The organism is Hafnia sp. (genome assembly GCF_036648275.1).
GTDB classification, from domain to species: Bacteria; Pseudomonadota; Gammaproteobacteria; order Enterobacterales; family Enterobacteriaceae; genus Hafnia; species Hafnia alvei.
Window position 1 is genome coordinate 1 of record NZ_JAVXIQ010000051.1, and the last position, 12,596, is coordinate 12,596.

12 protein-coding genes are annotated in these 12,596 nt (G+C 50.3%); 2 read left to right on the forward strand and 10 right to left on the reverse strand.

Annotated features, from left to right (window positions below; genetic code table 11):
• Positions 1-37: 37 nt before the first annotated feature.
• The 7 genes from thyA to cysD all read right to left on the reverse strand — a co-directional run bounded on the left by thyA (position 38) and on the right by cysD (position 6,146).
• Positions 38-832: a thymidylate synthase gene (gene thyA, locus RSC70_RS20490; protein ID WP_008814544.1), complete on the reverse strand. Its 795-nt coding sequence runs from the start codon at positions 830-832 to the stop codon at positions 38-40.
• A gap of 67 nt (positions 833-899) precedes the next feature.
• Positions 900-1,769 (reverse strand): prolipoprotein diacylglyceryl transferase, encoded by an 870-nt coding sequence (gene lgt, locus RSC70_RS20495; RefSeq protein WP_008814545.1) that lies wholly within the window; start codon positions 1,767-1,769, stop codon positions 900-902.
• A 335-nt stretch (positions 1,770-2,104) separates the two neighbouring features.
• Positions 2,105-2,497: a FlxA-like family protein gene (locus RSC70_RS20500; RefSeq protein ID WP_008814546.1), complete on the reverse strand. Its 393-nt coding sequence runs from the start codon at positions 2,495-2,497 to the stop codon at positions 2,105-2,107.
• Between the two features lie 219 nt (positions 2,498-2,716).
• Positions 2,717-3,040: a DUF3561 family protein gene (locus RSC70_RS20505; RefSeq protein ID WP_373368230.1), complete on the reverse strand. Its 324-nt coding sequence runs from the start codon at positions 3,038-3,040 to the stop codon at positions 2,717-2,719.
• Positions 3,041-3,101: 61 nt separating this feature from the next.
• Positions 3,102-3,743, reverse strand: a complete 642-nt coding sequence (gene cysC, locus RSC70_RS20510; RefSeq protein WP_039190095.1) for an adenylyl-sulfate kinase — start codon at positions 3,741-3,743, stop codon at positions 3,102-3,104.
• Positions 3,744-3,760: 17 nt separating this feature from the next.
• Positions 3,761-5,200: a sulfate adenylyltransferase subunit CysN gene (gene cysN / locus RSC70_RS20515; protein WP_064572923.1), complete on the reverse strand. Its 1,440-nt coding sequence runs from the start codon at positions 5,198-5,200 to the stop codon at positions 3,761-3,763.
• 37 nt (positions 5,201-5,237) lie between these two features.
• Entirely contained in the window at positions 5,238-6,146 is a 909-nt protein-coding gene (cysD, locus tag RSC70_RS20520; protein WP_004094410.1) for a sulfate adenylyltransferase subunit CysD, read from the reverse strand.
• Between the two features lie 412 nt (positions 6,147-6,558).
• On the opposite strand from cysD, the gene RSC70_RS20525 reads away from it, so the two are divergent.
• Positions 6,559-7,599, forward strand: coding sequence for an aminopeptidase (locus tag RSC70_RS20525; protein WP_061059616.1), 1,041 nt, complete (start codon positions 6,559-6,561; stop codon positions 7,597-7,599).
• 263 nt (positions 7,600-7,862) lie between these two features.
• The gene (locus RSC70_RS20530) at positions 7,863-8,636 is read left to right on the forward strand and encodes a DUF2076 domain-containing protein (protein ID WP_130974672.1); all 774 of its coding nucleotides are present in this window, start codon (positions 7,863-7,865) and stop codon (positions 8,634-8,636) included.
• Positions 8,637-8,703: 67 nt separating this feature from the next.
• Here RSC70_RS20530 and fhuB read toward each other — a convergent pair whose 3' ends face one another.
• From fhuB to fhuC, 3 genes are read right to left on the reverse strand one after another with little or no spacing between them, the layout of a single operon-like run.
• Positions 8,704-10,722 carry a Fe(3+)-hydroxamate ABC transporter permease FhuB gene (gene fhuB, locus RSC70_RS20535; protein ID WP_130953882.1) on the reverse strand — a complete coding sequence of 673 codons (2,019 nt, stop codon included), beginning with the start codon at positions 10,720-10,722 and terminating at the stop codon, positions 8,704-8,706.
• Positions 10,719-11,636, reverse strand: a complete 918-nt coding sequence (gene fhuD / locus RSC70_RS20540; protein WP_130961650.1) for a Fe(3+)-hydroxamate ABC transporter substrate-binding protein FhuD — start codon at positions 11,634-11,636, stop codon at positions 10,719-10,721. The genes fhuB and fhuD overlap by 4 nt, the downstream gene beginning before the upstream one ends.
• 26 nt (positions 11,637-11,662) lie before the next feature.
• A complete protein-coding gene (gene fhuC / locus RSC70_RS20545) occupies positions 11,663-12,460 on the reverse strand; it encodes a Fe3+-hydroxamate ABC transporter ATP-binding protein FhuC (protein ID WP_039190113.1) in 798 nt (265 codons plus the stop codon).
• Positions 12,461-12,596: the final 136 nt, after the last annotated feature.

Genomic DNA, 12,596 nt, shown 5'->3' on the forward strand with positions numbered 1-12,596 from the left:
CTCGGTGGCTGGCGCTTTATTGAACGGATAGATGAAATTATATCGCAACCGGCGCTTTAATTCCGGGGTGCGGATCGTAACCTTCAATCTCGAAATCTTCGAAACGGTAGTCGAAGATGGATTCAGGTTTGCGCTTAATCACTAACTTAGGCAACGCTCGAGGCTCACGGCTTAGCTGGAGCTGAGTTTGTTCCATATGATTGCTGTACAGGTGGGTATCACCGCCAGTCCAAACAAAGTCACCCACGTCGAGATCCAACTGCTGTGCCATCATATGCACTAACAACGCATAGCTAGCAATATTGAACGGCAAGCCAAGGAATACGTCACAGGAACGCTGATAGAGCTGACAGGACAGTTTGCCGTCAGCAACATAGAACTGGAAGAACGCATGGCAAGGTGCCAACGCCATTTGGTCTAGCTCGCCCACGTTCCACGCCGAAACAATAATGCGGCGTGAATCAGGATCCTGTTTTAACTGTTCCATCACCTTGCTGATTTGGTCGATCTGGCGGCCATCGGCTGCGCCCCAAGCCCGCCACTGTTTGCCGTAAACAGGGCCAAGGTCGCCGTTTTCATCTGCCCACTCATCCCAAATGGTGACGTTATTTTCACGCAGATAGGCCGTATTGGTATCGCCATTCAGGAACCACAACAACTCATGAATGATGGAACGTAAATGACAACGTTTAGTGGTGACCAGCGGGAAGCCTTCTTGCAGGTTGAAACGCATCTGATGCCCAAAAATGGACACAGTGCCGGTTCCGGTACGGTCGGCCTTTTGTGTTCCCTCTGCGAGCACTTTTTTCATTAAATCCAGATACTGTTTCATGTCACCTCACGACGTTTGTACTGTTGACTCCTGCAGCAGTTTTTCTGCCACAGGCTTTCGGCGTTGCTTAAAGAGTTTTTTGCTGCGGCTGGCGGCGATAGGCCCAAATCATCATGATCACACCCGCAATAATCATTGGGATGGAAAGAATCTGCCCCATACTAATGACGCCATCGAACAGTCCGAGTTGAGCGTCAGGCTGGCGGAAGAATTCCACGATGATACGAAACGCACCGTAGCCAATCAGGAATAATCCAGAAACGCTGCCCATTGGGCGCGGTTTACGAATAAACAGGTTCAAAATAATAAACAGAACCACACCTTCCAGCAGCAGTTCATACAGCTGGGACGGGTGCCGAGGCAGCACACCATACTGGTTTAAAATCTCTTGCCACTGCGGATTACTTGCCGCCAAAGGAATATCTTCGCTACGTGAGCTTGGGAATAACATCGCCCACGGTGTATCCGTAGTCACTCGTCCCCACAGTTCGCCGTTGATAAAGTTCCCTAAACGACCTGCCCCCAAACCAAAAGGAATTAATGGAGCAATAAAATCAGATACTTGGAAGAAGTTACGTTTGGTGCGGTACGCAAACACTAACATCACCACGATGACCCCAATCAGGCCGCCATGGAATGACATCCCGCCATCCCAGACTTTGAATAGGTAAAGTGGATTTTCAAGAAATAGGGGGAAATTATAAAACAGGACATAGCCGATACGGCCACCGAGGAAGACCCCCAAAAAACCGACATACAGCAGATTTTCAACTTCATCTTTGGTCCAGCCGCTTCCCGGCTTGTTAGCACGGCGCACTGCCAGCCACATGGCAAAGACAAAGCCCACCAAATACATCAGGCCATACCAATGTAAAGAGACCGGTCCGATGGAGAAAATCACTGGGTCAAAACTAGGAAAATGCAGATAGTTCGTCATCTATCACCACGACAATATCGAATATTTATTCCCCATCACACCTGCAATTTGCAAGATACAGGGCATCAGCGGGAAGGCAAGTTGCGCATAATAGCATAGGAAAGAAATCGAGCGGGCTAGAGGTTGCGGAAAAGTTATGTAAAACCGTGAATCGTAGTATCACCATTGAGCCAGCGACTCAAGAAGCCGACCGTCCTCAGAGTAATGTGCACATTTCAGAAAGCGAGAAACAGGGGGCTAGCACACCGCTGAGGCTCTATCGGTGTACTTCCCCCCAACATCAGGATTAAGTGAACGGCACTATTCCATTAGAGAATGACGAGCAAATCAGTCCATTAAATATAGACATCGATCTGGTTTTCATCGGTTGGACGGTTTACCCCATCACCGGTTTTACCTACTTTATCTAATTGATTTTGCTGGGTCTGCTCCATTTCTTGCTGACGAATACGTGCAATCTCTGCCTGAAGCGCTTTAATTTGAGCCTGAATCAGCTCTTGCTGCTTTTTAATTTCCTCGGGTGACCCACCTGAGTTGGCTAAATCGCGCAGCTGTTGCTGTAGCTCTTGGATTTGTTTGGTGAGCTGTTGAATACGTCCTGAACCGCCGCCGGCAGTGCTGGCGCCCACGGTTTTGCCACTACCGCTGCCAACGCTTTCACCACTGCCAGTGAGCGCCGGTGATTTCCCCGCTGCAGGAACGGCCATTGTGATTGATACATTTGCCATAACATCTTTCCCCAAAGATATATTTTTATAATATCTCTGGGTTATCGGCAGAGCCGCGGGAAGATTGAACAATAGAATAAAAATAGTTTGATCCGCGCTGACTCTTAACGCTAAGTCATGCGGCAAGTGAGCGCCCAAGGCGTGCCTGTAGGTTTAGGTGAACCAACATCATCGTCAAAGCGCGGGCAATTTGAAGTGTAAAGAGTCTAAACGGCGAAATCACCAACCGGTCAATAAAGAAAAGGTTTGCCAAAACAGCATCACAACGAGCACGGCACACAGCGGCACGCTGATAAGCAGTCGACCTGAAACCAGCTTATTAATGCCAATGCCCAATAACACAGAAATCGGCATCAGCGCTAAAAAAAACGGCCAAGTATAGAGCAAGAAGAAAGGCGTATTCATGCCGTAGACGATAAATGGCAGAACAAAAGCTAACCAATAGAATGAAAAGCCCAAGACACCACCAGCAAAGGCGTACGAAGGCTCTTCTTTATCCAATGACGTTTTCTTGTCAGCGGGAATGTTGGCGGCGTTTATCAGCATATATCAACCCTGAAAAATCGTTGCATTCACTCTAAGAATGAATTCCAAGCAACAATAACTAGGGTTTGATAATAGCGTTATGGCGTAAAACGTCTAACATTTGTGCGACCAAATTTGTTACTAATTGTTCGCCATTTAAATGAACCTCAGGCTGCTCGGGTGCTTCATAAGCCGAGCTGATTCCAGTGAAATTTTTAATCTCACCGGCGCGCGCTTTTTTGTAGAGTCCCTTGGGATCGCGTTGCTCACACACCGCTAGCGGCGTATCCACAAACACCTCAATAAAGCGCCCCTCTGGCAAGAGTTCACGCACTAATTGACGTTCATGGCGATGGGGGGAAATAAATGCGGAGAGCACTATCAATCCCGCATCCTGCATTAGCTTAGCCACCTCACCGACGCGACGAATATTCTCAACGCGGTCGCCGTCACTAAAACCCAGATCGCGCGACAGGCCATGACGCACATTATCCCCGTCTAATAAGTAGGTACTTACCCCTATGTGGTGCAGAGCCTGTTCCAAAGCACCGGCAATCGACGATTTGCCCGAACCAGAGAGTCCGGTGAACCACAGAACCGCCCCTTGATGACCATGCAGTTTTTCGCGATCTTCACGCCTCACTGCATGCTCATGCCAGACGATATCAGGGTTGGCAGAGTTACTTTCAGTAGCCTGTTGTAATAAATTGATATCAGTCACTCAAACATCCTTTCGCATTATTTACCGCCCAGCAAATCACGTGCTCCCCAGTGAGGAAAATGACGCCGGACCAAGGCATTGAGCTCAAGTTCAAACGCACTGTAAGCGTCGCTTTCTAGCGGTTGTTGAGTCAGTGCTTCACGGATAAGACCTGCGCCAACGGTGACGTTAGTTAGACGGTCGATAAAGATGAAGCTGCCGGTGTCATGATTTTGTGCATAGCTGTCAATCACCAAAGGCTCATCAAAGGTCAGCTCGACCAAACCAATGCCGTTAAGCGGGAGTGATTCAACCGCTCGCTGTGTCAGTGTGTTGATCTCAACCTGATAGTGAATTCTTTCGATACGCGCTCGGGTTTTCTTACCGCCCAACTTGATGTCAAAGCTTTGTCCTTGACTCAATGGTTGCTCAGACATCCACACCACGTCCACACTGGCGCCCTGTGCGGCAGGAATCGACTCCTCCGCCGCGACGATAAGATCGCCACGGCTGATGTCGATTTCGTCTTCTAAAACTAAAGTGATAGCCTCACCGGGAACGGCTTTCTGCAAGTCACCATCAAAGGTCACAATGCGAGCAACGCGCGAAGATACGCCAGACGGTAACACTTTGACGGCCTGTCCGACGCTGATAACGCCGGCCGATAACGTACCCGCGTAGCCACGGAAATCCAGATTCGGTCGATTAACATATTGCACCGGAAAACGTAGCGGCTGCTTTTCAGCATCATGCACAACGTCTACGGACTCCAAGATTTCCAGCAGTGTGGGCCCGTGATACCAGCCCATCGCCGTACTTTGCGACGCCACGTTATCCCCATCAAGCGCCGATAGCGGAACAAACTTGATCTCTAAATCAGCGGGTAGTTGCTCTGCAAAACTCAGGTAATCCTGTTTAATTTGCTCAAAGACATCCTGTTGATAATCGCGCAAATCCATTTTATTCACGGCGACGACCAAATGGCGAATACCGAGCAGCGTGGCAATAAAGCTGTGACGACGCGTTTGATCCAACACACCTTTACGTGCATCGATCAATAAAATGGCCAAATCACAGGTAGACGCGCCGGTGGCCATATTACGCGTATATTGCTCATGCCCAGGGGTATCGGCGATGATAAATTTGCGTTTTTCGGTTGAGAAATAGCGGTAGGCAACATCAATCGTTATCCCCTGCTCGCGCTCAGCCTGTAGACCATCGACCAGCAGAGCCAGATCGAGCTTTTCCCCCTGCGTACCGATACGTTTACTATCACTGTGTAGCGTAGTCAGCTGATCTTCGTAAATTTGACGTGTATCGTGCAACAAACGGCCAATCAGCGTACTTTTTCCGTCATCTACGCTACCGCAGGTGAGAAAACGCAGCAGGCTTTTATCTTGTTGCAGTTGTAAATAGGCTTCCACACCGCCTTGCTCAGCGATTTGGTCAGCAATCGAATGGTTGATAATCTGGCTCATGACGCTAGCTCCTCAGCTAATTTCTTCAAGCGAATCCTTAAAAATAACCTTGGCGCTTTTTCAGCTCCATCGACCCAGACTGATCGCGGTCGATCATCCTGCCCTGACGTTCGCTGGTGGTTGAGATCAGCATTTCTTCGATAATTTCCGGTAGCGTTTGTGCCTGAGACTCTACTGCTCCGGTGAGTGGCCAGCAGCCTAGCGTTCTGAATCGCACCATTCTCTGTTTAATCACTTCACCCGGTTGCAGATCGATACGATCGTCATCCACCATCATTAGCATGCCATCACGCTCAAGTACGGGGCGTGGCTTAGCCAAATAAAGCGGAACAATATCGATATTCTCTAAATAGATGTATTGCCAAATATCGAGTTCGGTCCAGTTGGAAAGCGGGAATACGCGGATGCTCTCGCCTTTATTTACCTGTCCGTTGTAGTTATGCCATAGCTCAGGACGTTGATTTTTCGGGTCCCAGCGATGAAAGCGATCGCGAAATGAGTAGATCCGCTCTTTGGCGCGAGATTTTTCTTCATCACGACGGGCACCGCCAAAGGCGGCATCAAAACCATATTTATTTAGCGCCTGTTTCAGCCCTTCGGTTTTCATAATATCGGTGTGCTTGGCGCTGCCATGCACGAACGGGCTGATGCCCATGGCAACCCCTTCGGGGTTTTTGTGTACCAGAAGTTCGCAGCCATAGGCTTTTGCGGTACGGTCACGAAATTCGTACATTTCACGGAATTTCCAGCCGGTATCAACATGCAACAAAGGGAACGGCAGCGTGCCGGGATAAAATGCTTTACGCGCCAAATGCAACATCACCGAAGAATCTTTGCCGATGGAGTACATCATGACAGGGTTGGAAAACTCTGCAGCCACTTCGCGAATAATATGAATACTCTCCGCTTCGAGCTGCCGTAAGTGAGTCAGTCGTTGGTTATCCATGGACGATCCTTAAGCCAGAAATTCTCCCGAAGGCCACGCTGGCGCCTCGGACTCTTTTCCCAAGCCATTGATGTTACAGCAAAGCAGCCTGTCGAAAGCGGCCGTAAAACTCTGTCCGGCATTGCGGTGGGTGAACGCAGCTGTAACGTCAAGGGCGAAGAATAGAGGCACTATAAGACGTCAGCTTAACGCAAATGAAATGACGAAAAGGTATTTGAAATAACCGAAAGAAATATGCAGGCAGGCTAGATAGCGCAAGATTAAACAATAAAACATTTCCTTAAATTTTAAGAACGCTAGAAATTGTTTAATAACAGTAGAGACTTCATACTACCTACACTGATTTATCACCCTGATTATTACTCTGTTGATCGCCTTTCAAGCTCTCAGCAGATCTAAGGACGCTTTACCCATGTTTTCCTGCCGTTCCCTTAAACTGGTGTGTGCCGCCTTATGCCTGAGCAGTAGCTTTACGGTTTCAGCCGCAGGCGTCACTCATCAGCCCGTTGGCAAAATTGCCGAACAAGAAGTACGCCATATTGCCACCTATTTTCCCGGCCGTATGGCGGGGAGTCCAGCAGAGCTGATGATGGCCGATTACGTCAATCAACGCTTCCAAACGATGGGCTATCAAAGTGATTTAAGAGATTTCAAAACTCGATACATTTACACCTCAAACGAAGGCAAAAAAGATTGGCATAACGTTAATGCCACCTCCGTCATTGCGGTAAAACCAGGGACAACAGACAAACAAGTTTTAATCGTCGCACATTTGGATACCTATACGCCGCTGAGCGATGACGATGTGAACCATAATCTGGGCGGTTTAACGCTACAGGGCGTGGATGACAATGCCTCAGGCGTTGGCGTAATGCTGGAACTTGCCGAGCGGTTGCGTAATGTAAAAACCAAGGCCACCGTCCGCTTTCTCGCACTCAGCGCAGAGGAGTTGGGTAACAAGGGGGCAGAAAATTATCTGAGCAGAATGAGCCAAACCGACAAAGCCAATACCCTGTTGGTGATAAACCTCGATTCGTTAATTACCGGTGATAAGCTCTATTTCCACAGCGGCGTCAACACGCCGAAAGCCGTGGCCGAAAAAACCCGCGATCGTGCGCTTAAGCTGGCAAAACGCCTCGGTATTCACGCCGCGATCAATAATGGTCATAGCGAGCATTATCCGCAGGGTAACGGCTGTTGCTCTGCTCAAATGCCGTTTGATGCAGCCAAAATTCCCGTGTTGACCGTTGAAGCCAGCAATGGATCTTTGAGCAAAAAAGAGGGTTATCAACAAACGAATAAAACAGCGCAATTCCCTGCAGGAACCAGTTGGCATCAGCCGCAGTATGACAACCTTCAGTATCTGGACAAGCATTTGCCGGGACGAATCAAAGCTCGCACTCGTGACAGCGTGAAAATTTTACTGCCGCTGGTGCAAGAAATCGCCAAGTAATGCGCCCCACCATCAGCCCTCGTTTATGGTAATGCCATTCACGTGAGCCTGATTTTAGGGGGGAACACATGGATGTGTTCCGTAACCACCCCTGTATCTCTTAAGTGAACAGCATTATCTCTTTATGGGCTGTCTGTATAGAAACCTCTGCCTTTGTGACAAAGCGTTAACTCATATTGATCTTTGATGTATCGCCATTACATTAATCTCAAGATGATTGGGTTTTATCGCCATTTTTGGCAAAAGTATTTGTTGAGGTTCCTATGTCAGAGCAACAATCCGTAGAGCAACGCGTTATTTCCGATCTTTTCTCCCGAATCCAGCAGGCGGAAGCAGGCAGTGGGCCTCGGGATGCCGAGGCAGAACGTTTGATTCAGGAATGTATCGCTAAACAGCCTTCGGCGCCCTATTACATGGCTCAGGCAATGCTGGTACAAGAAGCGGCGATTAAGCGCCTGAACGATCAGGTGAATGCGCTACAGCAGCAGGTGACTCAATTGCAAAGTCAGCCGCGTCAAAGCAGCGGTGGTTTTCTGGCAGGTTTGTTTGGCGGCGGCAGCGAGACTCGACCAACATCGGCTCCAAACAGCGGCAGCCAACCCATTCCTGGTGCGGCAAACTACGCTAACAGCAATTATGCTAACAACAATTCTGCTAACAGCGGCTATGCCAATAATGGCTATGCTGCGGCACCGTCTCGTCGCAGCGGTTTCTTAAGCGGGGCGTTACAAACTGCGGCGGGTGTCGCTGGGGGCGTTGTGATTGCCGATATGCTGACAGGTATGTTCCGCAACAGCCAGCCAGAAGAGATTGTGAACGTGGTTGAAGACAACAACATGGTTCAACCCGATTCAGCCCAGCCCGATCTCACTCAAGCGGATAATGCGCAACCTGATAACACTCAGCCAGACTTGCAGAATGCTGATTGGCAGGATGATACGTCTAATCAAAATGGACAGGACAGCGGGTTCTTCGATTCAGGCTTTGGTAGCGACGACGATAGCGACAATAACAACGACGATGATTCGTTTTTCTAACGCTCACAGCTAAACATCAACACTAGCCGCACCATGCGGCTAGTTTTTTATCTATTTGAAGTGAGTTCTATCTCGCCTGCTTGCGTAGCAAGAAAATAAAGTATGGCGCACCAATGAAGGTCGCAAGTAAACCGGCTGGAATTTGGTAAGGGAACATCACCATTCGTCCACACCAATCCGCAAACATCATCAGGAAACCGCCGATAAGCGCTGCGATCATCAGTTGTGGCATGGCGCGTTTGAAACCTAACATACGTGCCATGTGGGGGGCCATCAGCCCGACGAAGCTTAACGGGCCCGTCATCAGCGTTGCCGCCGCCGTGAGCGCAGAGGCAATCAGTAAAATCGTTATCCGAGAAGGCATTAGCGCCACGCCAACGGCTTTCGCGGTGACAGATCCCAGCGGCAACAGCATCAGCCAGCGTCGGCAAAGCGGAGTCACGGCAATCAATACCGCAGCCACTCCAGCGGTACGCAACGCCTGAGCGCCGTCAACGCCATAGGTTGAACCAGCCAGCCACGTCAGCAGCATCCCTGTACGCGGATCACCGCTCGCCAAGACCATGACAACGAGCGTGGAGAAAACCGTGCTTACGGCGATCCCCGCCAGCAGCATTCGCTGGGCAGAAAAACCGTTTCGACTCGACGTAATCATCACCAACAGTAGCGTGAGCGCCGCACCGAGACTGCCAGCCGGGAGTAGCCAAACGAACGCGTTGCCTGGAACCAGCAATAGCAGTACTAATACGCCGAGTGCCGCACCAGAAGTGATACCTAAAACCTCAGGGCTCGCCATCGGGTTTCCCGTGAGTTTTTGGATCATGGTTCCCGCAACGGCCAGCATCATGCCTGCCGCTAACGCGGCAATCACACGCGGCCAGCGCCACGGCATCATCTCTTCAATCTGTATGCCCTGTGCCCAGTACCAACCTTCGCTGCCACGCCCAAACAGCAGCGCGATGAGCAGTGCAAGCGCAAGCAAGACCATGCCTACGATCATCCAGCGCCAAAGATGATGACGCTCCGGCGCGACTTGGTCGCCCTGATTCATATCAGGCACATTGCCGCGGGTTCGCAGCTTAGGCAATAACCACAGCAATACCGGCGCGCCAATCAACGCGGTCGCGGAGCCGGTTGGAATTTCATGCCAAACCACTGCTAACCATTGCACAACCTGATCGGTTAACCAGAGCAGTAAAGCGCCGATCAGTGGAGCCATCACTAGGCGTTGAGACAAACGGCGAGCGCCACAGATACGTGCTAGCAGTGGGGAGAACAAACCGATAAAACCAATAACCCCAACGGCATTCACCATTTGGGCACTGATCAAAACCGCCAAAGCCAAGGTCGCGAGACGCGCAGAGCTCAAACCTAAACCTAAATTTTTCGCAACACCGTCGTCTAAACCAAGGAGCGTTAAAGGGCGAATAAGCAGCGCAGAGAGAATGAAGGCGACCAACAAGCGCGGAGCAAGGTCGGTAACATTATGCCAATCGTGCTGGTTTAACGCCCCGCTCGCCCACACGAACATGCCCTGTAGCGATTCATAGTTAAACAGCGCCATCAGGGAATTAAGTGCGCCGCAGTATAGCCCCATGACCAAGCCTGCAAGGATTAACGTTACCGGAGACATACGTTTGCCCCACGATAATCCAAACACGATGAGCGCGACTAACACCGCGCCGAGCAACGCGGCAACTTGCATCATCCAACTTCCGGGGGCTACAGCCAGCAGTATCGCAGCCGTCACACCAAACTGCGCACCGGCAGAAACGCCCAGCGTTGCGGGTTCAGCCAGTGGGTTTTTCAGCACCTGTTGGAACAGCAGCCCCGCTAGGCCAAGACCTGCACCAACCAGCAGAGACACCACACCGCGCGGCAAAATGCTGTAATGCATCACAACCTGTTGGATATTATTAATATCGGGCGTGGTCATCGCCTGCCACCATTGATTAACCGGTAGCTGGTGATGGAAATTAAACAGCGTCAAGGCCAGCGCAGGCAGCGCGAGTAAGAGCGGAATCAGCCAAAGCAAGATTCTATGTTGGGCATTTTTACGTTGAGAATGATTAACTCTGGCGTTCATGATTTTGCTCCTAGCGCCGATTCAAGCAAATCACAAAAACGCATAGCTGAAAGCGTCGCTCCGTAGAACCAAACGCCCGGTTGGCTAATCACTTTTCTGGCACGAACAAATGGCAACGCCTGCCACAAAGGCGTCTGCTGTACCTGAGCAAATAATGCGTCATTACCATGGCTGAAGAAAATAGCCTGTGACTGCGGTGATACCGTCGCCAACTGTTCAATGCCGACAATAGCGCTTCCCCAGAAGTTAGTTTCCCCCGTCCACGCATTTTTTAAACCAAGTTCATCCATCACTTCTTGGAACATACTGCCTTTGCCAAAAACTAACGCATGGTCGGCATCCAGCAACGTAAACAGCAGCAGCGGGGTTTTATCCCAAGGACGTAGACGCTGTTTACTTTGCGCCAAACGTTGCTGAAACTGCGCCAAATGCGCGGTGGCACGTTCTGGAATGCCCAGTCTTGCCGCTAGATTCTGCAACGATTGTTTAGCAAGCTTAAGCGGTGTGCCTGAACCATCGTTAAAGGAGAATCCCATCGTCGGGGCGATAGTTTGCATCTTTGGCACCGACGGACCAAAGCCTTCAGAGTAGAGAATCAGAGAGGGGGCGATCTGCTGGAGTAATTCCATATTGGGTTCGGTACGATTCCCCAGATCGAGTACCGAAGGCGCTAACTGAGGCTCTTGTACCCACAAACGATAATTGGCAATTTCCGCTACGGCAAGAGGTGTTATGCCGAGCGTCATCAGCAACTCTATCGGTAACCACTCGAGCGCCACGATCCGGTTCAGATCGGGAAATTCTGTTTTAGAATTTAGCGATGCATGCGCGGCTAGAGGCAGCAAGAGCGGCGATAAAGTCAGAGCCATCACGAAACGGCGACGCCCTAAATCGGGAAAGTTAAAACGGCTCATGGGTAATGCTCATCAGAAAACGATCATCAAAAAACAAAGCTCACCGGAGCACCGCCGCTTGGATGCGGCAGCGTTCCCATCGGAATACCGTAGATTTTTTCTAACACCTCACCTTGCATGATTTGGTCCGGTGTACCCTGAGCGATAAGCTCACCGGAACGCAGCGCCATGAGATAATCGCAGTATCGTGCAGCCATATTAATATCGTGTAACACCGCAATAACGGTTAAACCGCGTTCGCGGCTGAGACGTTGGATCAGTGCCAGAACTTCAACCTGATGCGCAATATCCAGTGCGGAAGTGGGTTCATCAAGCAATAAGCAGCGACTATTTTGCGCTACGGTCATTGCCAACCAAGCCCTCTGTCGTTCGCCACCGGATAAGCTATCAACCAAGCGTCCAGCCAGAGGTTTGAGATCGACCAACGCAATTGCCTCTTCCACTCGTTCACGATCTTCACTGCGAAAACGCCCCAAAGCACCGTGCCAAGGATAACGACCGATAGCGACTAATTCGCGCACGGTCATACCTTCAGCGGCCGGAAGTTGCTGTGGTAAGTAAGCAACCTCACGCGCAAACGCCTTGCTGTCCCAATCAGCGAGCGGCTTAGTGCCTAACAGAATCTGTCCCTCGCTAGGAGATTGGTGACGGCCAAGCATTTTTAACAACGTAGATTTGCCCGAGCCATTATGACCAATCAGGCCGCATACCTGCCCTTGGGGGAACGTAAGAGAGACATTTTGCAGCAATGTGCGCCCAGGGACAGTAAAGCTAACCTGTTGCAAAGCGAAGGTAGATGGGGTGGAAATCGCCGTTTTACTCAATTGCGGTATGACCTTTAGTCTTATGTTCTTTGTATAAAAGAACGGGTGCGGTTGACCCGCACCCTTGAGAGTACATCTTAGAAACGGAATGTCGCTGTAGCAACAATCTGACGCTCTGCGCCCCAGAAGCAGCCAT